This window comes from Agrococcus sp. GCM10030265, from assembly GCF_042666675.1.
In the GTDB taxonomy this organism is placed as follows: Bacteria; Actinomycetota; Actinomycetes; order Actinomycetales; family Microbacteriaceae; genus Agrococcus.
Window position 1 is genome coordinate 276,664 of the sequence record NZ_JBHTCZ010000004.1, and the last position, 20,216, is coordinate 296,879.

At 73.4% G+C, this 20,216-nt stretch carries 17 protein-coding genes; 14 read left to right on the forward strand and 3 right to left on the reverse strand.

Going from position 1 to position 20,216, the window contains the following annotated elements; translation table 11 throughout:
- Positions 1-76: 76 nt before the first annotated feature.
- The 5 genes from ACFQPP_RS13035 to ACFQPP_RS13055 are packed head-to-tail and all read left to right on the forward strand — an operon-like array spanning position 77 to position 6,371.
- The gene (locus tag ACFQPP_RS13035) at positions 77-2,716 is read left to right on the forward strand and encodes an HtaA domain-containing protein (protein WP_376917070.1); all 2,640 of its coding nucleotides are present in this window, start codon (positions 77-79) and stop codon (positions 2,714-2,716) included.
- Positions 2,713-3,783 (forward strand): hemin ABC transporter substrate-binding protein, encoded by a 1,071-nt coding sequence (locus tag ACFQPP_RS13040; protein WP_376917071.1) that lies wholly within the window; start codon positions 2,713-2,715, stop codon positions 3,781-3,783. Before ACFQPP_RS13035 ends, ACFQPP_RS13040 begins: the two co-directional genes overlap by 4 nt.
- The gene (locus tag ACFQPP_RS13045; protein WP_376917072.1) at positions 3,780-4,922 is read left to right on the forward strand and encodes a FecCD family ABC transporter permease; all 1,143 of its coding nucleotides are present in this window, start codon (positions 3,780-3,782) and stop codon (positions 4,920-4,922) included. The genes ACFQPP_RS13040 and ACFQPP_RS13045 overlap by 4 nt, the downstream gene beginning before the upstream one ends.
- Positions 4,919-5,728: an ABC transporter ATP-binding protein gene (locus ACFQPP_RS13050; RefSeq protein ID WP_376917073.1), complete on the forward strand. Its 810-nt coding sequence runs from the start codon at positions 4,919-4,921 to the stop codon at positions 5,726-5,728. Before ACFQPP_RS13045 ends, ACFQPP_RS13050 begins: the two co-directional genes overlap by 4 nt.
- On the forward strand, positions 5,718-6,371 hold the full coding sequence (locus tag ACFQPP_RS13055) for a heme oxygenase (biliverdin-producing) (RefSeq protein WP_376917074.1): 654 nt from the start codon (positions 5,718-5,720) through the stop codon (positions 6,369-6,371). The genes ACFQPP_RS13050 and ACFQPP_RS13055 overlap by 11 nt, the downstream gene beginning before the upstream one ends.
- Before the next feature lie 58 nt (positions 6,372-6,429).
- On the opposite strand, the gene ACFQPP_RS13060 is transcribed toward ACFQPP_RS13055, so the two are convergent.
- Entirely contained in the window at positions 6,430-6,999 is a 570-nt protein-coding gene (locus ACFQPP_RS13060; RefSeq protein WP_376917075.1) for an ArsR/SmtB family transcription factor, read from the reverse strand.
- 66 nt (positions 7,000-7,065) lie between these two features.
- On the opposite strand from ACFQPP_RS13060, the gene ACFQPP_RS13065 reads away from it, so the two are divergent.
- The 8 genes from ACFQPP_RS13065 (at position 7,066) to ACFQPP_RS13100 (ending at position 17,264) form a co-directional block, all read left to right on the forward strand.
- Positions 7,066-8,331: an MFS transporter gene (locus ACFQPP_RS13065; protein WP_376917076.1), complete on the forward strand. Its 1,266-nt coding sequence runs from the start codon at positions 7,066-7,068 to the stop codon at positions 8,329-8,331.
- 50 nt (positions 8,332-8,381) lie between these two features.
- Entirely contained in the window at positions 8,382-9,062 is a 681-nt protein-coding gene (mtrA, locus tag ACFQPP_RS13070) for an MtrAB system response regulator MtrA (protein WP_376917077.1), read from the forward strand.
- Positions 9,063-9,071: 9 nt separating this feature from the next.
- Positions 9,072-10,676, forward strand: a complete 1,605-nt coding sequence (gene mtrB / locus ACFQPP_RS13075) for an MtrAB system histidine kinase MtrB (protein WP_376917078.1) — start codon at positions 9,072-9,074, stop codon at positions 10,674-10,676.
- Entirely contained in the window at positions 10,673-12,325 is a 1,653-nt protein-coding gene (locus ACFQPP_RS13080; RefSeq protein ID WP_376917079.1) for an LpqB family beta-propeller domain-containing protein, read from the forward strand. The genes mtrB and ACFQPP_RS13080 overlap by 4 nt, the downstream gene beginning before the upstream one ends.
- A gap of 91 nt (positions 12,326-12,416) precedes the next feature.
- A complete protein-coding gene (locus tag ACFQPP_RS13085; RefSeq protein WP_376917080.1) occupies positions 12,417-13,073 on the forward strand; it encodes a ComF family protein in 657 nt (218 codons plus the stop codon).
- An 89-nt stretch (positions 13,074-13,162) separates the two neighbouring features.
- Positions 13,163-13,795: a ribosome hibernation-promoting factor, HPF/YfiA family gene (gene hpf / locus ACFQPP_RS13090; RefSeq protein ID WP_376917081.1), complete on the forward strand. Its 633-nt coding sequence runs from the start codon at positions 13,163-13,165 to the stop codon at positions 13,793-13,795.
- 126 nt (positions 13,796-13,921) lie between these two features.
- A complete protein-coding gene (gene secA / locus ACFQPP_RS13095; protein ID WP_376917082.1) occupies positions 13,922-16,786 on the forward strand; it encodes a preprotein translocase subunit SecA in 2,865 nt (954 codons plus the stop codon).
- A 1-nt stretch (position 16,787) separates the two neighbouring features.
- Positions 16,788-17,264, forward strand: a complete 477-nt coding sequence (locus ACFQPP_RS13100; RefSeq protein WP_376917083.1) for an FBP domain-containing protein — start codon at positions 16,788-16,790, stop codon at positions 17,262-17,264.
- Between the two features lie 16 nt (positions 17,265-17,280).
- Here ACFQPP_RS13100 and ACFQPP_RS13105 read toward each other — a convergent pair whose 3' ends face one another.
- Both ACFQPP_RS13105 and ACFQPP_RS13110 read right to left on the reverse strand, forming a co-directional pair.
- Positions 17,281-18,372, reverse strand: a complete 1,092-nt coding sequence (locus tag ACFQPP_RS13105; protein ID WP_376917084.1) for a trypsin-like serine peptidase — start codon at positions 18,370-18,372, stop codon at positions 17,281-17,283.
- 107 nt (positions 18,373-18,479) lie between these two features.
- Positions 18,480-19,223, reverse strand: coding sequence for a hemolysin III family protein (locus tag ACFQPP_RS13110; RefSeq protein ID WP_376917085.1), 744 nt, complete (start codon positions 19,221-19,223; stop codon positions 18,480-18,482).
- 72 nt (positions 19,224-19,295) lie between these two features.
- Between ACFQPP_RS13110 and uppS the strand changes: the two genes are divergently transcribed.
- Complete coding sequence (uppS, locus tag ACFQPP_RS13115; protein ID WP_376917086.1) at positions 19,296-20,066, forward strand: polyprenyl diphosphate synthase; 771 nt, start codon at positions 19,296-19,298, stop codon at positions 20,064-20,066.
- Positions 20,067-20,216: the final 150 nt, after the last annotated feature.

Here is a 20,216-nt window from a genome sequence, read left to right on the forward strand (position 1 = left end):
CGAGGTTAGGTTAGGCTTACCTAAGGTCGCGAGGATTCCTCGCGACGCCCTTCCCTCACCTCTACGGAGATCTCGCATGCCCTCAGCCATGCCCGTGCGCCGCCGTGCGCTCGCGACGATCCTCTCGGCGCTGCTCGTCGCAGCGGGCGCCGTCGGCGTCGTCGCAGCCCCGCCCGCGAGCGCAGCCGCCCAGGACATCATCGGCGCGACCCTCGACTGGGGCGTCAAGGCGTCGTTCCGGTCGTACGTCGCGAGCCCGGTCGCGAGCGGCTCGACGACCGTCGACGGCGGCGTCGTCGCCGGCGCGAACGGCCTCACGTGGTCGTCCGGCACGGGCACGGCCGACGCCGCGACCGCGACGGGCGCCGTGAGCATGCCGGGCAGCGTGCGCTTCCAAGGCCACGGCGGCCAGCTCGACCTCACGCTGTCGGATGCGCGCGTCGAGCTCGTCTCGGGCAGCGAGGGCTATCTCGTCTTCGACGTCGCCTCGCGGGGCCTGCAGTCGGGCGCCGTCGAGCAGCACCCCGACTCGCGCTTCGCGCGCATCGACCTGTCGACGCTCTCGGCCGGCGCCGACGCGATCGCGATCGCGAACGCCCCGGCGACGCTCACCGAGGCCGGCGCCGCCGCCTTCGCGGGCTTCTACGCCGCGGGCACCGCGCTCGACCCCGTCTCGTTCACGCTGCCGCTCGCCGCGATCGAGGAGCCCGTCGAGCCGACGGATCCGCCCGTCGAGCCGACGGACCCGCCGGTCGGGCCGACGGATCCGCCCACGGCCCCCGAGGCGCCAGCCGCCCCCGTCGTCACCGATCCGACCCACACCGTCGCCACGGCGACGTTCGACTGGACCTTCCACGCCGGGTGGCTGCGGTACCAGTCGGGCATGCGCGCCATCTCGGTGAGCGAGGGCGTCGTCTTCGGTGGCCCGACCGCGGGCCTCTCGTACGCGGACGGCGCAGGCGCGGTCGACGCCGACGCGCAGCGGGCCGTCGTCGCCTTCCCCGGGCAGGTCGACTTCGACGTGCCCGCCCACGGCATCGACATCGAGCTCGCGAATGCGCGCATCGAGCTCGTCTCGGCAACCGAGGGCTTCGTCGTGCTCGACGCGACGACCGCCGACGGCGCGTTCCCGAACGTCCGCTTCGCGACGATCGACCTGTCGGGTGCCGAGCTGGGTGACGACGCGATCACCGTGACGGGCGCGGCGACGGCGCTCACGGCGGAGGGTCGCGCGGCGTTCCAGTCCGCGTACCCTGCGGGCACCTCGTTCGGCACCGCGTCGTTCACCCTGCCGCTCGCCGTCGTCGAGCAGCCGATGGAGCCCGTCGACCCGACCGACCCGACGACGCCGACCGACCCGACGACCCCGACCGACCCCGGCACGCAGCCGTCGCAGCCCGGCCTCGGCATCTCGGGCGCCACGCTGCAGTGGGGCGTCAAGCAGTCCTTCCGCTCGTACGTCCTGAGCCCCACCGCACGCGGCGCGATCGAGCCGACGGGCGGCGTGACGATGGATGCGTCGGGCTTCTCGTGGGTCGACGGCATGGGCGTCGCGGACGCGGCGACCGGCACCGCGACCGTGGCCTACCCGGGCCAGATCCGCTTCACGGGTCACGGCGGCGTGCTCGACCTCACGATGGCGGACGTGCGCCTGCGCATCGACTCGGCGACGCAGGCGACGATCGTCGCCTCGACCGTCGCGCGCGACATGGCGTCGGGCGACTACGCGACGCAGACGGGCATCGACCTCGCGACCGTCGCGATTGCGACCCCCGTCGACGCTGCGGCCGCCGACGTCGCCGAGGGCACGCTCACGATCGCGAACGCGCCCGCGGTGCTCACCGAGGTCGGCGCGGCCGCCTTCGGCGGCTTCTACGCACCCGGCGCCGAGCTCGACCCGGTGTCGGCGACCCTGCCGATCTCCGCCGTCGCGCAGCCGCAGCAGCCGGGCACGCCCCAGCAGCCGCAGCAGCCGACCCCCATCCAGCCGCCGATCGTCGCCCCGACGGCCCCGGTGCAGCAGCCGCAGCCGACGGCGGCAGCGGGCGGCGTGCAGGAGCAGTGCTCCGCGACGGCCGTGTCCGGCGCGACCATGACGTGGGGCGTGCGCTCGTCGTTCCGCTCGTACATCTCGGGCGGCATCGCGAACGGCGGCTGGCAGCTCGGCGGCGGCGTGACCGACGTCGACGGCGGCTGGCAGTGGTCGGGCGGCTCGGGTGCCATCCAGCTCGACGACCGCACGGGCCTCGTGTCGCTGCCGGGCAGCATCCACTTCACCGGCCACTCGGGCGCGCTCGACCTCACGCTGAGCGACGTGCGCATCCGCATGACGGGTGCCACGACGGGCACGCTCGTCGTCGACGTCGCATCGAAGGGCCTCGACGACGGCGAGCTGCGCACGCACGCCGACGTCGCGTTCGCGACCCTGTCGTTCGCATCCGAGGTCTCCGGCGGCGCGCTGCGCGTGCAGGGCGCATCGGCGGCGCTCACGGCCGCGGGCGCCGAGGGCTTCGCGGGCTTCTACGCCGCGGGCGAGGCGCTCGACGCCGTGTCGTTCGTCCTGCCCCTCGGCGGCGACGTCGAGTGCTCCGCCGCGACCGGCACGTTGCCGCGGACGGGCGCCGAGGGCGCCGACGTGCTGCTGCCCACGGCGCTGCTCGCCTCGCTCCTCATGGCGGGCGGCCTCGTGCTGCGTCGGAGGATCGCCCGCCCATGAGGCGCCTCGCCGCAGGCGCCGCCCTGCTCGCCGTCCTGCTCTCCGGCTGCGCCGCAGCCGGAGGGCAGGGCGCCGCCCCCGCATCCTCCACGGCCGCGCCTGCGACGTCGGCCGCCGCCGAGCCGCAGCCGACCACGGTCGATCCGCGCACGCTCACGGGCCCGTCGACGGCGCACGCCGTCGCCGAGCCCGCGCCGATCGCCGATCCCGAGCCGCAGCTGCCCGTGACCGCGACGGGCGTCGACGGCGTCACGGTCGAGGTCGCCGACGTCTCGCGCACCCTCGCGCTCGACCTGCACGGCACCCTCACCGAGACCGTCATCGCCCTCGGGCTCGCCGACGTGCTCGTCGGCCGCGCGAACACGAGCACCGAGGCGGCCGTCGCGAGCCTGCCGGTCGTGACCCAGAACGGTCACGAGCTGCAGGCCGAGGCGATCCTCGGCCTCGCGCCGACCTTCGTCATCATGGACGACACCATGGGGCCTCCCGAGGTGCCCGAGCAGCTGCGCGCATCCGGCGTGCCCGTGCTCGTCGTGTCGTCCGAGCGGGGCGTCGACCGCATCGCCGAGCAGATCCTCGTCGTCGCCGGCGCCTTCGGCGTGCCCGACGCCGGCCAGGCGCTCGTCGACGACTTCCAGGAGCGCCTCGGCGCGGCCGAGCGTCGCGTGTCGGCGCTCGCGGGCGAGTGGGAGCCGCTGCGCATGGCCTTCCTCTACGTGCGCGGCACGGGATCCGTGTTCTTCGTCATGGGCGAGGGGTCGGGCGCCGACGACCTCATCGCCGCGATCGGCGGCGTCGATGCCGCGACGGGCGCGGGCGTGCAGGACATCGCGCCCGCGACGGCGGAGGCCGTGCTGTCGATCGACCCGGAGGTCATCCTCACGATGACGGGCGGGCTCGCCTCGACGGGTGGCGTCGAGGGCTTCGTCGGCCGCCCGGGCGTCTCCGACACCGTCGCGGGGCAGGCGCAGCGCATCGTCGACATGGCCGACGGCGACGTGCTGTCGTTCGGCCCGTCGTACCCCGAGGTGCTCGTCGCGCTCGCCGAGGCGGTGTACGCGCCGTGACGACCCACGCGACGACGGATGCCGTGCGCCGCACGGGGCAGGCGGGCGCACCGCTCGGGCGCTACGGGCACGTGGCGGCCGAGCCGCGCGCCGCACGCGTGCCGCGCTCGCGCGCCGCGATCACGGCGGTCGCGCTCGTGGTGCTCCTCGTCGTCGCGGTCGTCGCCTCGATGCTCCTCGGCCAGTTCTCGATGAGCCCCGCCGAGGTCGCGGGCTCGTTCGCCCGCCGCGTCGGCGCGCTGCTCGGCGGCGCGCCCGACGCATCCGCCGCCCGCACCGACGGTGCGCTGTGGAACGTGCGGCTGCCGCGCATCGCCGCGGCCCTCGTCGTCGGCGCGGCCCTCGCGACGGCGGGCGCCATCACGCAGGGGCTCTTCGGCAACCCGCTCGCCGAGCCCGGCGTCATCGGCATCACGTCGGGCGCCGCCGTCGGCGCCGCGACCGCGATCATCGCGTCGAGCGCCGCCGTCGTCGCGTGGACGGTGCCCGCCGCGGCCTTCGCGAGCGGCATCCTCACGACGCTGCTCGTGCTCGCGCTCTCGTCGCGGCTCGGGGGCTCTGCGACGCTCGTGCTCGTGCTCGTCGGCATCGCCGTCAACGCCGTCGCGGGCGCCGCATCCGCCCTCATGATCTTCCTCGCCGAGACCACGAGCCGCGAGGCGATCGTCTTCTGGCAGATGGGCTCGCTCAACGGCACGACGTGGGCGGGGCTCGCACCCGCCGCGGTCGTCGTCGCGCTCGGCCTCCTCGTGGCGCAGCCCCTCGCGCACGGGCTCGACGCGCTCGCCCTCGGCGAGACGGATGCGCGGCGCTCGGGCCTCGACCTGCGTGCGTTCCGCGCCGTGGCCGTGCTGTGCGCGGCGCTGCTCGCTGCGGGAGCCGTCGCCATCGGGGGCATCATCGGCTTCGTCGGGCTCATCGTGCCGCACGTGCTGCGGCTCGTCGTCGGGCCACGGCAACGCGTCGTGCTGCCGCTGTCGGCCGCCGCGGGCGCCCTGCTGCTCGTCGGCGCCGACCTCGGCGCCCGCACGCTCGTGCCGTTCGTCGACCTGCCGATCGGCGTGCTCACCGCGGTCGTCGGCGGCCCGCTCTTCCTCGTGCTCGTCCGCGCACGCCTGCGCACGGCGGTGCCCGCATGAGCGTCGTCGTGCAGGGGGTGCGCGTCGAGCTCGCGGGGCGCGCGGTGCTCGACGACGTGTCGATGGTCGCCGAGCCCGGTGCGGTCACGGTGCTCGTCGGCCCGAACGGCTCGGGCAAGTCGACGCTGCTCGCCGCCATCGCGGGCGACGTCCCCGTCGCAGCCGGCAGCATCCGCATCGGCGGTGCCGAGGCGTCGTCGCTCCCGCCGTCCGCTGCCGCGCGAGCCCGCGCCGTGCTCTCGCAGCACCACGGCGTCGCGTTCGACTACCCGGCGCGCGAGGTCGTCGCGCTCGGCAGGCACGCGTGGCGCGGCGAGGAGACGTCGGCGACCCGCGACGCCGTCGCGCTCGCGGCGCTCGCGGACACCGAGGCGCACGCGTACGCCGACCAGGGCGTGCTCTCGCTCTCGGGCGGGGAGCGCTCGCGCGTGCAGCTCGCGCGCGTCCTCGCGCAGGACGCGCCCGCGCTGCTGCTCGACGAGCCCACGGCCGCGCTCGACCTGCGCCACCAGGACGCCGCGCTGCGCCTCGCACGCGACGTCGCGGCGCACGGTGGCACCGTCGTGCTCGTGCTGCACGACCTCGACGCGGCGCTCGCGATCGGCGACGCCGTCGTGCTGCTCGAGGCCGGGCGCGTGCGCCGCGCCGGCCATCCCCACGACATCGACGAGGGGGTGCTCAGCGACGTCTACCGGCATCCCGTCGAGATCGTCGAGCACCCTCGCAGCGGCAGGCGCATGGTCGTGCCGCTCAGGACGGGCGCCGACGCGCCCCGATCACGAAGGGAGGCGTCGGATGCACGCTGACCACGCCACCGAGACGCCGTCCACCCTCGCGACGCGTCTGCGCGAGGCGACCGCCGTCGTGCACGAGGAGGCGGAGCACCGCGGCTTCGTCACGGCGCTCATGAGCGGCGAGCTGAGCCTCGGCGACTACCGTCTCTACCTCGCGCAGCTCGAGCCCGTGTACCGGGCGATGGAGTCCCGCATGCCGCAGGCGGACGACCCCGCATTCCTCGCCGACCGGGCGCTCGACCGCGCGGACGCCATCCGCGCCGACCTCGACGCGCTCGGCGGCACGGCGGGCGTGCCGATCCTGCCTGCGACGCAGGCGTACGTCGCGCGCGTGCTCGCCGTGCGCGACGACGTGCCCGCCTTCACGGCGCACCACTACACGCGCTACCTCGGCGACGTCTCGGGCGGGCAGGTCATCGCGACGATGCTCAAGCGGCACTACGGCGCCGGGGACGAGCACGTGTCGTTCTACGACTTCGCGTCGGCGGGCGGACCCGTGCCCATCCGCCGCGCGTACCGCGCCGCGCTCGACGCGATGCCGTGGGGAGCGGAGGCCGAGGCGCGGCTCGTCGACGAGGCGAGGGCGGCGTTCGCGCTCAACGCGGGCATCTTCGACGCCCTGTGGGCGGTCACGTCGGCGCGCGACGCGGCGTAGCGCGTCGAGATGCGCACGGGCGCGGGCCGGCGCGGCGCATGCGTGCCCGCCGCCGCGCTCAGGCGTGCGGCTCGCCGTGTCGGTCGGACGGTCCGTCCTGCTGGCGATCGGGGTGCACCGCGAGGAAGACGCCCCACGAGGAGCGCTCGACGTGGGGCTCGGCCTCGCGCCGCGCCATGAGGTCGCGCACGATCTCCTCGGTGCGCGCCCAGTACTCGTGCAGCTCGTCCTGCGAGAGGCGCAGGCCCGCGCGCATGATGCCGACCTCGTCGGGTCGCAGCCCCTCGATCTCGTCGAGGAAGGTGCGCACGAGCACGTCCGACGTCGACGTCTGCTCGTCCTCCTCCCACGTGAGCCGCGTCGCGAGGTAGGGGATCTCGCGCGCGCCTCGCGTGCCGCGGCGCGCCTCCTGCGGAGCGAGGTAGCCCGCGTCGACGAGCGTGCGCACGTGGTGCAGCATCGTCGCGGGGTTGCGGTCGAGGAGCGCCGCGAGCTCGCGGTTCGTGCGCGGCTCGTGCAGGCACAGGCGCAGGATGCGCCAGCGGATGGGGGAGCCGAGCGCCTTCGCGCGCGCCTCGAGGCTCGCGGCCGCGCCGCGTGCTCCCTGGGTGGTCACCGGCTCGCTCACCCGCCCATCGTCGCACGCGACGGCGAGTCATTGGGAGAAGCCAATCGGTGTGCCATCATCGACGGCATGGGACGAAGCGTGTGGGGGCAGCCGGGATTCGCGCGGCTGTGGGTGGGCGAGGGCACGAGCCAGCTCGGCGCGCAGCTCGCGGGGCTCGCGATGCCGATCGTCGCCGTCACGCTGCTGCAGGCCACCGACGCCGAGATGGGCTACCTCGCCGCGGCGCAGACCGCGGCGTTCCTCGTCGTCGGCCTGCCGGCGGGCGCGTGGCTCGACCGCATGCGCAAGCGGCACGTCATGATCGCCGCCGACCTCGTGCGCGCCGCCGCCGTCGCCGTCATCCCGCTGCTCGCCATCCTCGGCCATCTCGAGCTGTGGCACCTCGTCGTCGTCGGCGCGGTCGTGGGCGTCGCGACCGTGTTCTTCGACGTCGGCTACCAGTCGTTCGTGCCCGTGCTGGTCGACGACGAGCACGTCGGCGACGCGAACGGCGTGCTCGAGGCGACGGCGCAGACGATGCGCCTCGGCGGCCCGGCGCTCGCGGGCGTGCTGCTCTCGGTGCTCTCGGCGCCCTTCGTGCTGCTCGCGAACGTCGCAGGCTTCCTCGTGAGCGTGCTCGCGCTCTCGGGCATCCGCGACCGCGAGGTCGTGCGCCCTCGCGCCGAGCGCAGGCACCTCCTCGTCGAGATCGGCGAGGGCCTGCGCTTCGTCGCCGCGAGCGACCTGCTGCGCCGCATCGTCGCGACCGTGGCGCTGTCGAACCTCGGCTCGACCATCGTCTTCACGCTGCTGCCCATCGCGATCCTCCGCATCCTCGAGATCGACCCCGCGGTGTACGGCGTCATCCTCTCCATCGGCGCCGTCGGGGGACTTCTCGGCTCGCTCGCTGCGTCGCGCATCGCACGATGGATCGGCGAGGGCCCCGCGATCACGTGGTCGACCGTCGTCTTCGCCGTGTCGGCCGTGCTGCTGCCGCTCGCGGTGCTCGTGCCCGAGGCGTCGGTCGCGCTCCTGATCGCCGGCGAGGCGATCTTCGGCTTCACGGTGCTCGTGTTCAACATCGTGCAGGTCACCGCCCGTCAGCGGCTCTGCCCGAAGCCGCTGCTCGGGCGCATGAACGCATCCATCCGCACCGTCGTGTGGGGCGTCATGCCCATCGGCGCGCTCGTGGCGGGAGCGCTCGGCACGGCCTTCGGCACCGTCGCCGCCATGTGGGTGGGCGTCGCGATCGGCGCGCTCGCCGTGCCGCCGTTCCTGCTCAGTCGCTTCCGCACCATGCGAGCGCTGCCCACCCGGCCGCAGGACGCGGATGCGGAGGCGGCCCCGGTCTGAGCGAGCGCTGAGGTGCGCTCGGGTATCGTGGCGGCGGCGAGAGGAGCCCGATGCCCACGATCCTGGTCGTCGACGACGACACCGCCCTGGCGGAGATGATCGGCATCGTGCTGCGCGCCGAGGGCTTCGACCTCGAGTTCTGCCCCGATGGCTCCGACGCGCTCGACCGCTTCCACGCGGTGCAGCCCGACCTCGTGCTGCTCGACCTCATGCTCCCCGGCATGGACGGCATCCAGATCTGCCAGCTCATCCGCGCCGAGTCGGGCACGCCCATCATCATGCTCACGGCGAAGGGCGAGACGACCGACGTCGTGCGCGGCCTCGAGTCCGGCGCCGACGACTACATCGTGAAGCCCTTCAACCCGAAGGAGCTCGTCGCACGCATCCGCACGCGCCTGCGCCCCGGCCGCGAGCCCGACCAGTCGATGCTGCAGGTCGCCGACATCACGATCGACGTGCCCGGCCACGAGGTGCGGCGCGGCGAGGCCCGCATCCAGCTCACCCCGCTCGAGTTCGACCTGCTCGTGACGCTCGCGTCGAAGCCCGCGCAGGTCTTCAGCCGCGAGATGCTCCTCGAGCAGGTGTGGGGCTACCAGTACAAGGCCGACACGCGGCTCGTCAACGTGCACGTGCAGCGCCTCCGCTCGAAGATCGAGCTCGATCCCGACGAGCCGCGCGTCGTCACGACCGTGCGCGGCGTCGGCTACCGCGCCGGCGCGGTCGCAGCCTAGGGCGTCGGGATGCAGGCGGTGGGGCAGTCGCTGCCGCAGCGCCTCGCCGGCACGTGGCGGCGGTCGCTGCAGCTGCGCATCGTCGCGACGAGCGTGCTGCTGTCGCTGCTCGCGATGGCGATCGTCGGCGGGTACATGTCGATCTCGATCGGCGCGAGCATCTTCGAGCAGCGCCGCGACGAGGCCGTGCTCGAGTCGGTGCGAGCCACCGAGGCGGCGCAGCAGGTGTTCACGGATGCCGCCGGCTCGTCGACCACGGGCGAGCTCGCCCAGCTGCAGGAGAGCGCGCTGCGCGCCGCATCCGGCTTCATCTCGAACCCGGCGCTCGCCGCCTACGCCATGCTGCGCACGACCGACCAGGCGCAGTCGGCCGTCGACCTCGGCGACACGCGCGTGCAGGGCTTCGACGACACGCTGCTGACCGACGACCTCGTCGCGCGCGTCGCGGCGTCGGAGGGCACGCCGTTCTACCAGTCGGTGCAGCTCGCCACCGTCGACGGCACCGCGCCCGGCCTCATCGTGGGCACGCTGCTCGAGGTGCCGAGCGCCGGGCAGTACGAGTTCTACATCGTGCACAGCCTCGAGGAGGCGCAGGTCACGCTGCAGCGCATGCAGACGACGATGGTCATCGGCGGCGTCGCGCTGCTCGCCCTCGTGGCGCTCGTGACGCTCGTCGTCGTGCGCATGGTGGTCGCGCCGGTCGAGCAGGCGGCGGCGACGAGCGCGCTGCTCGCGAGCGGCAGGCTCGACGAGCGCATGGCGGTCCGCGGCGACGACGTGCTCGCCCGGCTGGGGCGCTCGTTCAACGACATGGCCGACTCGATCTCGACCCAGATCACGCGCCTCGCCGCGCTGTCCAACCTGCAGCAGCGCTTCGTGTCCGACGTGAGCCACGAGCTGCGCACGCCGCTCACGACGATCCGGCTCGCCGGCGACGTGCTCTACGACCGGCGCGCGAGCCTCGACCCCGTCGCGGCGCGCACCGCCGAGCTGCTGCACACGCAGATCGACCGCTTCGAGGTCATGCTCGCCGACCTGCTCGAGATGTCGCGCTTCGACGCGGGCGCCGCGACGCTCGAGATCGAGCCGACGAACGTCGTGCGCCTCGCCGAGACCGAGATCGAGTCGGTGCGGCTGCTCGCCGAGGAGCGCGGCTCGGCGGTGCGGCTCGTCGCGCCCGGCGGCCACTTCGACGCCGAGGTCGACCCTCGCCGCATCCGCCGCATCCTGCAGAACCTGCTCGGCAACGCCATCGACCACGGTGAGGGCCGCCCGATCGTCGTGACGGTCGACTCGAACCGCGACGCCGTGGGCTTCGCGGTGCGCGACCACGGCGTCGGCATGAGCGAGGAGGAGACGAGCCGCGTGTTCGACCGCTTCTGGCGCGCCGACCCGTCGCGGCAGCGGCGCACGGGCGGCACGGGGCTCGGCCTCGCCATCAGCCAGGAGGACGCGGCGCTGCACGGCGGCGTGCTCGACGTGTGGTCGAGGCAGGGCGAGGGCACGGCGGTGAGGCTCACGATCCCGCGCGGCGGGGCGATCGACGTGACGCCGCCCATCGAGCTGCCCCCCGTCGACACGGGCGCCATCGAGATCGTGGAGGGTCGGGCATGAGGATGCGCATGGCCGTCGTCGCCGTCGTCGCGGCGCTGGGCCTCGTGGGGTGCGTGGGCCTGCCCACGTCCGGGCCCGTGTCCGCTGGCGAGGTCGAGGAGGGCGTCGACCTCGGCGACGTCGAGTTCATCGCGGAGGGACCGACGCCCGGTGCGTCGCAGGAGGAGATCGTGCAGGGCTTCCTGCAGGCGGCGCTGAGCCCGGCCGACGACTTCTCGATCGCCCGCGACTACCTCGCGGACGGCGCCGAGTGGGATCCCTCCGCAGGCGTGACGCTGCGCTCGGGGCAGCCGCAGCTCACGTCTGCCGACCAGGCCACGGTGGAGGCCGCGGTCGACGTCGTCGGCTCGGTCGACGAGCACGGCGCGTTCTCCTCGGTGGCAGGCGAGGCCGCGAGGCGCACGTACGTGCTCATCGAGCAGCGCGGCGAGTGGCGCATCGCCGACGCCCCGGACGGCCTCGTGCTGAGCAGGTACTCGTTCGAGCGCCTGTTCGACTCGCAGACGCTCGCCTGGTACACCGAGGACCGCGCGGGGTTCGTGCCCGAGGTGCGCTGGTTCCAGCGCACGACGGAGGCGCTGCCGGGGTCGATCGTCGACGCCGTGCTCGCGGGACCCGTCGCGTGGCTCGCGCCCGCGGTGTGGTCGGCTGCCGACGCCGATGCCGAGCGCGTCGGCGACGTCGCCCTCGACGATGCGGTCGCCGAGGTCACGGTGTCGTTCGAGCAGGTGCAGGAGTCGTCGAGCGTCGAGCTGAGCATGCTCGCGATGCAGGTGCAGCAGTCGATGTCGCGGCTCGGCGTCACCGAGGTCGTCATCGGCATCGACGGCGTCGACGGCTACTCGGCGTCGTCGCGCGACGCGCCCGACACGACGCCACCGTCGGTCGACGCCCGCCCCATCGTGGTCGCGGATGGCGAGCTGACCTACGTGGGGCAGGGCGCGGCGCTCGACGTCGACCTCGGCCTCGACCTCGAGGCGGCCGACGCCACGTCGCTCACGATCCGCGAGGACGACGGGCTCGCCGTCGCGCTCGCCGCAGGTCAGGTGCTGCGGCTCGTGCCCGGCATCGCGCCCACGGTGCTCGACGCCGGCGTGACGGTGGCGCCCTCGCTCGATCGCGCGGGCTGGGCCTGGTGGGTGCCGGATCCGGCGACGCAGGCGATCGTGGCTTCCGACGGCCAGCGCGAGGTCGTGCTGGGGCTGCCCGACCTGCAGGGCTCCATCCGCGACGTCGAGGTCTCGCGCGACGGCGCCCGCATCGCGATCGTCACCGAGACCGCGGGCGGCACGGCGGCGTGGGTCGCGGGCATCGTGCGCGAGGGCGGCGCCCCGGTCGCGGTCGCGCCGCCGCAGCGCATGCCGCAGGTGACGGGCACGCCGACCGACGTGGCGTGGGCGAGCCCCACGTCGGTCGCGGTGCTCACGACCGCGGGCGACGGGCAGCAGCTCGTGCTGCTGACAGTCGGCGGCGCGACGCAGCAGCTGCCCACGCCGCAGGATGCCATCACGCAGCTCGCGGGTGGCATCGGCGGGTCGGCGGTGCTGCGGGCGCGCTCGGCCGTCGGCGACCTGCTCGTGCTGCGTGGCACGCAGTGGCAGCCCGCGAGCGGCGTCGACGACGTGCGGCTCGTCGCCGTGCAGCTCTGACGCGGCGCCCCGATCCCTCCCAGGCCGCCTCACTCCCCAGGCGGTCTCGTGGGTCGCGGAGGCACGGGGCCGATGCGGCAGCCTCGCGCTCGTGCATCCCACGATCCGCGAGGCCCTCGGCGTGCTGTGGCCGCGCGAGTGCGCCGGCTGCGGCAGGCCCGACCACGGCGTGTGCGCGCGATGCGCCGCAGCGTTCGCGACGAGCAGCGCGGGCGTGCTCGGTCGAGACGACGACACGCCGGTCGTGTGGGCCGCGACGTACGAGGGGGTCGCGCGCGACGTCGTGCTCGCCGCGAAGGAGCACGGGCGCCGCTGTGCGCTGCGCGTGCTGGGCTCCGCGCTGCGACGACTCGTCGACGAGACGTGGGCGTGCGAGGCGGCGCCCGTGCTCGCCGTGCTCGTGCCCGCGAGCCGCGAGGGCACGCGCCGCAGGGGCTTCGTGCCCCTGCGCGTGCTGGCTCGACGGGCGCGCCTGCCGTGCGTCGAGCTCGTGCAGACGGGTGGTGGGCAGCAGAAGCGGCGGGGCCGCGGCGAGCGGATGCGCCGCGCGGCGCTGCGCACGCGACCCGGCGACGCGGGCAGGCTCGTGGGGGCCCGCGTCGTCGTGCTCGACGACGTCGCCACGACGGGTGCGACGCTGCGAGAGGCGGTGCGGGCGACGCGCGCGGGCGGCGCGCACGTCGTGGCGGCCGTCGTCGTCGCACGAGTGCCGCGACATGCCCGAGCCGCGGGCGGGGCCTGGACATGAGCCGCCCGAGGGCCGCTAGGCTGGCCCGCACCCAAGGCGCCGTCCGCCACCGACCGGGGGCGGATCGCCGGATCAGGTTGGAGGTCACCGTGGACATCGAGATCACCGCCCGAGGGGCACGCATCACCGATCGCTTCGAGTCGTACGCCGAGGAGAAGCTCGAGAAGATCGGGCTGCTGCTGCCCCGTGCCACCGCGATCGCGATGCGAGTCTCGCGTCATGCCGATCCCAACGCGACCGCAGGCGGTCGCGTCGAGATCACCGTGCTGGTGCCGGGGAGCGTGATCCGGTCGGAGTCCGAGGGCCCCGACAAGTACATGGCCTTCGACGCCGCGTTCCACAAGCTCATGGAGCGCGCGCGCCGCATGCACGACAAGCGCACCGACCGCACGACGAAGCGCGCCTCGGTGCGCGAGGTCGCGGCGGGTGCGGGCGGGCTCGACGTGACGCCCGCGGACGCCTCCGTGCTCACGGCCGTCGCGACGGGCGAGGTGCCGATCGCCGACGACGAGCAGGAGTGGTCGCCGGTCGTCATCCGGCGCAAGCAGTTCCCGTCGAAGCGCATGTCGACCCGCGAGGCCGTCGACCAGATGGAGCTCGTCGGCCACCCGTTCTACCTCTTCGTCGACGCCGAGACCGACCAGTGCGCCGTCGTGTACCGCCGCAAGGGGTGGTCGTACGGCGTCATCACGCTCGACGGCGAGGACGACTCGAGCGACTGAGCCCAGCAGCATCGGCGCCGGCGTTCCGCCCATGGCGGACGCCGGCGCCGGTGCGTGCAGCACGACCGGGGTAGCATGGACCCTCGGTTATCGAACCGTTACATCGATCGAACGGGAGAGACATCCGTGGCCAACGTCTTCGAGCGAGTCCTGCGCGCAGGCGAGGGGAAGATCCTGCGACGGCTCACGAGGCTCGCGCGGGACGTCGACGCCCTCGAGTCCGGGTTCGCCGACCTCACCGACGAGGAGCTCGCGGAGGAGACCGTCGAGTTCCGCGCCCGCTACGAGATGGGCGAGTCGCTCGACTCGATGCTGCCCGAGGCGTTCGCCGCGGTGCGCGAGGCGGCGAGCCGCACGCTCGGCATGCGCCCCTACCCGGTGCAGATCATGGGTGCGGCGGCGCTGCACCTCGGCAACATCGCCGAGATGAAGACGGGTGAGGGCAAGACGCTCGTCGCCGTCGTCGCCGCGTACCTCAACGCGATCCCCGGCAAGGGCGTGCACGTCGTCACCGTCAACGACTACCTCGCGAGCTACCAGGCCGAGCTCATGGGTCGCGTGCTGCGCGCCCTCGGCATGACGACGGGATGCATCGTCGCGGGGCAGACGCCCGACGTGCGCCGCGAGCAGTACGCCGCCGACGTCACCTACGGCACGAACAACGAGTTCGGCTTCGACTACCTGCGCGACAACATGGCCCACCAGAAGGAGGCCATGGTGCAGCGCGGGCACCACTTCGTCGTCGTCGACGAGGTCGACTCGATCCTCATCGACGAGGCGCGCACGCCGCTCATCATCTCCGGCCCCGCCGCGGGCGAGGCCAACAAGTGGTTCGGCGAGTTCGCCCGCATCGTCAAGCGCCTGAAGCCCGACGTCGACTACGAGGTCGACGAGAAGAAGCGCACGGTGGGCGTGCTCGAGCCCGGCATCGAGAGGGTCGAGGACACCCTCGGCATCGAGAGCCTGTACGAGTCGGCGAACACGCCGCTCATCTCGTTCCTCAACACCGCCCTCAAGGCGAAGGCGCTGTTCAAGAAGGACACCGACTACGTCGTGCTGAACGGCGAGGTGCTCATCGTCGACGAGCACACGGGCCGCATCATGCAGGGCCGCCGCTTCAACGAGGGCATCCACCAGGCGATCGAGGCGAAGGAGGGCGTGCAGATCAAGGCCGAGAACCAGACGGTCGCGACGGTCACGCTGCAGAACTACTTCCGCCTCTACGAGAAGCTCTCGGGCATGACGGGCACGGCCGAGACCGAGGCCGCCGAGTTCATGTCGACCTACAGGCTCGGCGTCGTCCCGATCCCGACGAACAAGCCCATGCTCCGCAAGGACAACCCGGACCTCGTGTACGCGACGGTCGAGGGCAAGTTCCGGCACGTCGTCGACGACATCGTCGAGCGGCACGAGAAGGGGCAGCCGGTGCTCGTCGGCACGACGAGCGTCGAGAAGAGCGAGTACCTCTCGACCCAGCTGAAGAAGCGGGGCGTGCGGCACGAGGTGCTGAACGCCAAGAACCACGCGCGCGAGGCTGCGATCGTCGCGCAGGCCGGCCGCGTCGGCGCCGTGACGGTCGCGACGAACATGGCGGGCCGAGGCACCGACATCATGCTCGGCGGCAACGCCGAGCACCTCGCGGTGCAGGCGATGGACGAGCGCGGGCTCAGCCCCGTCGACACCCCCGACGAGTACGAGGCCGTCTGGGACGAGGTCTTCGAGCAGGTCAAGGCCGAGGTCGCCGAGGAGGCCGCGAAGGTCCTCGAGGTCGGCGGTCTCTACGTGCTCGGCACCGAGCGTCACGAGTCGCGCCGCATCGACAACCAGCTGCGCGGTCGCTCCGGCCGTCAGGGAGACCCCGGCGAGTCGCGCTTCTACCTGTCGATGCAGGACGACCTCATGCGCCTGTTCGGCGGCCCCGTCGCGCAGCGCTTCCTCTCGATCGGTGCCGACGAGGACGACGACGTGCCCCTCGAGTCGAAGGTGTTCTCGCGGGCGATCCGCTCGGCGCAGGGCCAGATCGAGGCGCGCAACGCCGAGATGCGCAAGAACGTCCTCAAGTACGACGACGTCATGAACCGCCAGCGCGAGTCGATCTACGCCGACCGCCGCCACATCCTCGACGGCGACGACCTGCAGGGACGGGTGCAGGGGTTCCTCGAGGTCGCCATCAAGGAGCTCGTCGACGAGCACACGGCCGCCGGCCACTCGGACGACTGGGATCTCGAGGCGCTCTGGACCGAGCTGCGCACCATGTACCCGGTGGGCATCACGATCGACGAGGTCATCGCCGAGGCCGGTCCGCGCCTCACGTCGTCGTTCATCGCCGACGAGCTGCTGGCCGACGCCCGCCTGGCCTACGCACGTCGCGAGGAGGCCCTCACCCCGGCAGCCATGCGCATGCTCGAGCGCCGCGTCGTGCTGAGCGTCATCGACCGCAAGTGGCGCGACCACCTGTACGAGATGGACTACCTCCGCGAGGGCATCGGCCTGCGCTCGATGGCGCAGCGCGACCCGGTCATCGAGTACCAGAACGAGGGCTACTCGCTGTACCAGCAGATGATGGCCGCGATCCGCGAGGAGTCGGTCGGCTTCCTGTTCAACCTCGACGTCAAGGTGCAGCAGGGCACGGGCGGCACGCCGGCCGCCGTCGAGGGCGGCGGTCTCGACGAGGCCGAGGACGACCAGTCGAGCCTGACCTACTCGGCGCCCGACGAGGGCGGCGAGGTGGCCGTCTCCGACGAGCGCGGTCGCACGCTGCAGGGCGCCACGAACCTCGCGAAGCAGAAGTCCGGCAACCCGGCGACGGCTGCGGCCGCGCAGGCGCAGGGGCAGTCGCGGCAGCAGCGCAGGCAGGCCCCGCGGCCCGCTCCCACGCGGCCGCAGCAGCCCGCGCAGAAGGGCGCGTTCGGGCAGGCCGAGGCTGCGGATGCGGCGACGCAGCAGGCGTCGGCCAACCGCGAGCAGCGACGGAAGCAGAAGAAGCGCTGACGTGCGGCCGCTGACCGAGGAGCAGATCCGCTCGTCCTTCGTCAACGCGACCGAGCAGCAGCTCGCCCAGCTGACGATGCCGGGCCTCCACGAGACGATCTGGGAGGAGCGCGAGTACCTGGGGTGGCGCAGCCCGCACTCCGCCAGGCTCGGGTACATCGTGCAGTGGCTCGGCGACGAGCCCGTCGGCATCGTGGTGCGCTCGTCGACCGCGACGCTGCGGCCGGGCATCGCGGCGATGTGCACCCTGTGCCACTCGACGCAGCCCGCGACGCAGGTGCGCCTGTTCACGGCGCCGCGCGCGGGCGACGCCGGTCGCGCGGGCGACTCGCTGGGCACCTACATCTGCGAGTCGCTGTCGTGCTCGCACTCGATCCGCATCGTGCCGCCGTACCTCGCGAGCCCTGCGCGCATCCAGGAGCGCGGCGCCGCGATGCTCGAGCGGCTCGGCGCCTTCACGCGCCGCGTGATGGCCTGAGCGGCGCCTGGGGCGCCTAGCCCTGGATGGCCAGGAGGCCGTTGTAGGCGGTGACGCCGAGCGGCGGTCCGTACGCGTCGACGGTGCCGCCGTTCGAGTAGATGGCCGTCACGAGCCCGGCCCCCGTGGCGGGGTCGACGTTCGACACCCATCCGCTGCCCGAGGCGCCGCCGCCCATCGTGCAGTCGACGCCGAGGTTCGGGTCGCCGCCGTCGCCGTACGTCACGCTCGAGTCCGAGCACCAGCGCTGCAGCTCGCCGTCCATCGGCTCGGGCTCGGCGGGGTAGCCGACGAGCACGACGCCGTTCGTCTCGGCCTGGAAGCTGATGCCCTGGCCGCCGACGACGTCCTCGATCTCGCGCCCGTCGGCGTCGGGCGCGAGGCGCAGGTAGCCGAAGTCGAAGCCCATCCAGCCGTCGTCGTCGAGCCCGTCGAGCCAGCGGTCGTTGGCGGTGACGTACTGCTCGGGGTACCACCAGTCCTCGGCCTCCCACACCCCGAAGGGGGCGGCGCCGTCGTCGTAGGCGGGTGTGAAGGTGATGGACGTCATCTCGCTGCGGGTGTCGTCGCTGAACACGCAGTGCGCGGCGGTGATGACGACGTCCTGCGTGGCGGAGTTGATGACGGTGCCCGAGCACGTGTACTGGCCGCCGTCCTCGTCGGTCATCTCGAGGCGTCCGACCGTCGACTGCAGCAGGTCGCCGGAGGGCGATGGCGCGACGTCGGTCAGGTACTCGTCGCCCGCGTCCGACTCGGGCAGGCCGGCGGCGGGCTGCACGAGGGGCGTGCCGCGGGTCGGCTGCAGCACGACGTCGGTCGCGGCGTCGGGGGAGTAGCCGTCGCTCGTGATGGGGCTCTCGCCCGCGTAGTACTCGCCGACGTCCTCGGGCGTGGGGTCGGTGGGCGCGACGGGCTCGTCGGGCTGCACGAACTGGGCGGGATCGACGGTCTCGGTGGGCTGCGCCGTCTGCGTCGGCTGCGGCTGCGGCTGCGCGGTGGGCGGCGGGGCGGGCTGCGCGAGCGGCGGCGGCAGGATGACGCAGCCTCCGAGGGCGAGCGCGGCGAGGCTCGCGATCACGGCGACGCGGGCGCGACGAGCGTTCGACATCCTGGGGCTCCCATCCGAGACGGACGGATGCATCGTACGTCCGTGCGGTCGGGAGTCGGCCGGGTGCCTCGCGGCGTCGCGCCGCACGTCACCCGTCCGAGCGCGCGTCAGATCGCGACGAGCAGGATCGCCGTCCAGTGGCAGAGGAAGGCGATGACGGTGCACGCGTGGAAGAGCTCGTGGAAGCCGAAGTGGCCGGGGATGGGGTTCGGTCGCTTGAGGCCGTAGAAGACGGCGCCGACCGTGTAGGCGAGGCCGCCGACGCCGATGAGGATCGCGGTGGCGGGGCTCACGGCCCAGATGGCGGGCAGGTACATGACGGCAGCCCAGCCGAGGGCGATGTACAGCGGCACGTAGAGCCAGCGCGGCGCCGTCACCCAGAGCACGCGGAACGCGATGCCGAGCGCCGCGCCGCCCCACACGATCGACAGCAGGATGGTCGCCTGCTCGGTCGAGAGCGTCAGCACCGCGAGCGGCGTGTAGGTGCCTGCGATGAGCAGGAAGATGTTGGAGTGGTCGAGGCGCTTCAGCGTGATGCGCACGCGGTCGCTCCAGTGGAAGCGGTGGTACGTCGCCGAGATGCCGAAGAGCAGCAGGCTCGAGGCCATGAAGACGGCCGACGAGACCCGGCCCGCCGTCGTGTCGGCGAGCGTGAGGAGCACGACGCCCGCGATGAGCGCGAGCGGCGCCATGACGAGGTGGATCCAGCCGCGCCAGGAGGGCTTCTCGTCGTGGGCCGACGCCGAGGCGGCGTCGCCTGCGGCTGCGACGAACGGCAGGTGGGGGAGCGCCTCCGCGTCGGCGTCCGCCTCGGCGGTCGCCGGATCCCGGCGCGAGGAGTCGGTCTGCATGCTCTTAGCGTACGACGTACGCAATGCGGGGGCCAGCATGGATGCGGGGCACGAGGGTCGTACATTGGAGGGATGGCGATCAGGCGAGGCGGCACCGGCATCCTCTACCGGGCCTACGAACGCCAGCTGCGACGCGAGCTGGCCGGCCAGCCCGTGCCGACCCACATCGCCATGATCATCGACGGCAACCGCCGGTGGGCTCGGCTCAACGCGCTCGACTCCGTCGGGCACGGCCACCGCGCGGGCGCGGCGAAGATGCACGAGTTCCTCGAGTGGTGCGACGAGCTCGGGGTCGAGGTCGTCACGCTGTACCTGCTCTCGAACGACAACCTCGCCGGCCGCGACGCCGACGAGCTCGTCGAGCTCTGCGCCATCATCGCCGACCTCGCCGACGCGCTCTCGACGGGCACGGGGTGGCGCATCCGCCACGTCGGCTCGGCGAAGGCCCTGCCGGATGCGCTCGCCGACGCCGTCGCCGGAGCCGTCGAGCGATCGCGCGACGCGCCGGGGATGCAGGTGAACCTCGCCGTCGGCTACGGCGGCCGCCACGAGGTCGTCGAGGCCATCCGCCGCATCCTCGAGAGCCACGAGGGCACCACGCAGGAGCTCGCCGAGCGCCTGAGCCCCGAGCTCATCGGCGAGCACCTCTACACGACGGGCCAGCCCGACCCCGACCTCGTCATCCGCACCTCCGGCGAGCAGCGGCTCAGCGACTTCATGCTGTGGCAGTCGGCACGCAGCGAGCTGTACTTCATGGAGGCGCTCGGGCCCGACATGCGCGAGGTCGACTTCCTGCGGGCCGTGCGCGACTACGGCCAGCGCTCGCGGCGCTTCGGCCGCTGAGGCCCCGGCGCGCGCCGTCGCAGCGCCGTGCGATCCGCAGGGCGATGGGGCGTCCTGCGGCATCCGCATGACGCTCGTGTGAACACGCCGAACGCGCCGCGTGTCGTTGCGCGCCCTCTCGGAGGCCGGGCGTAGCGTCAGCCTCAGTCG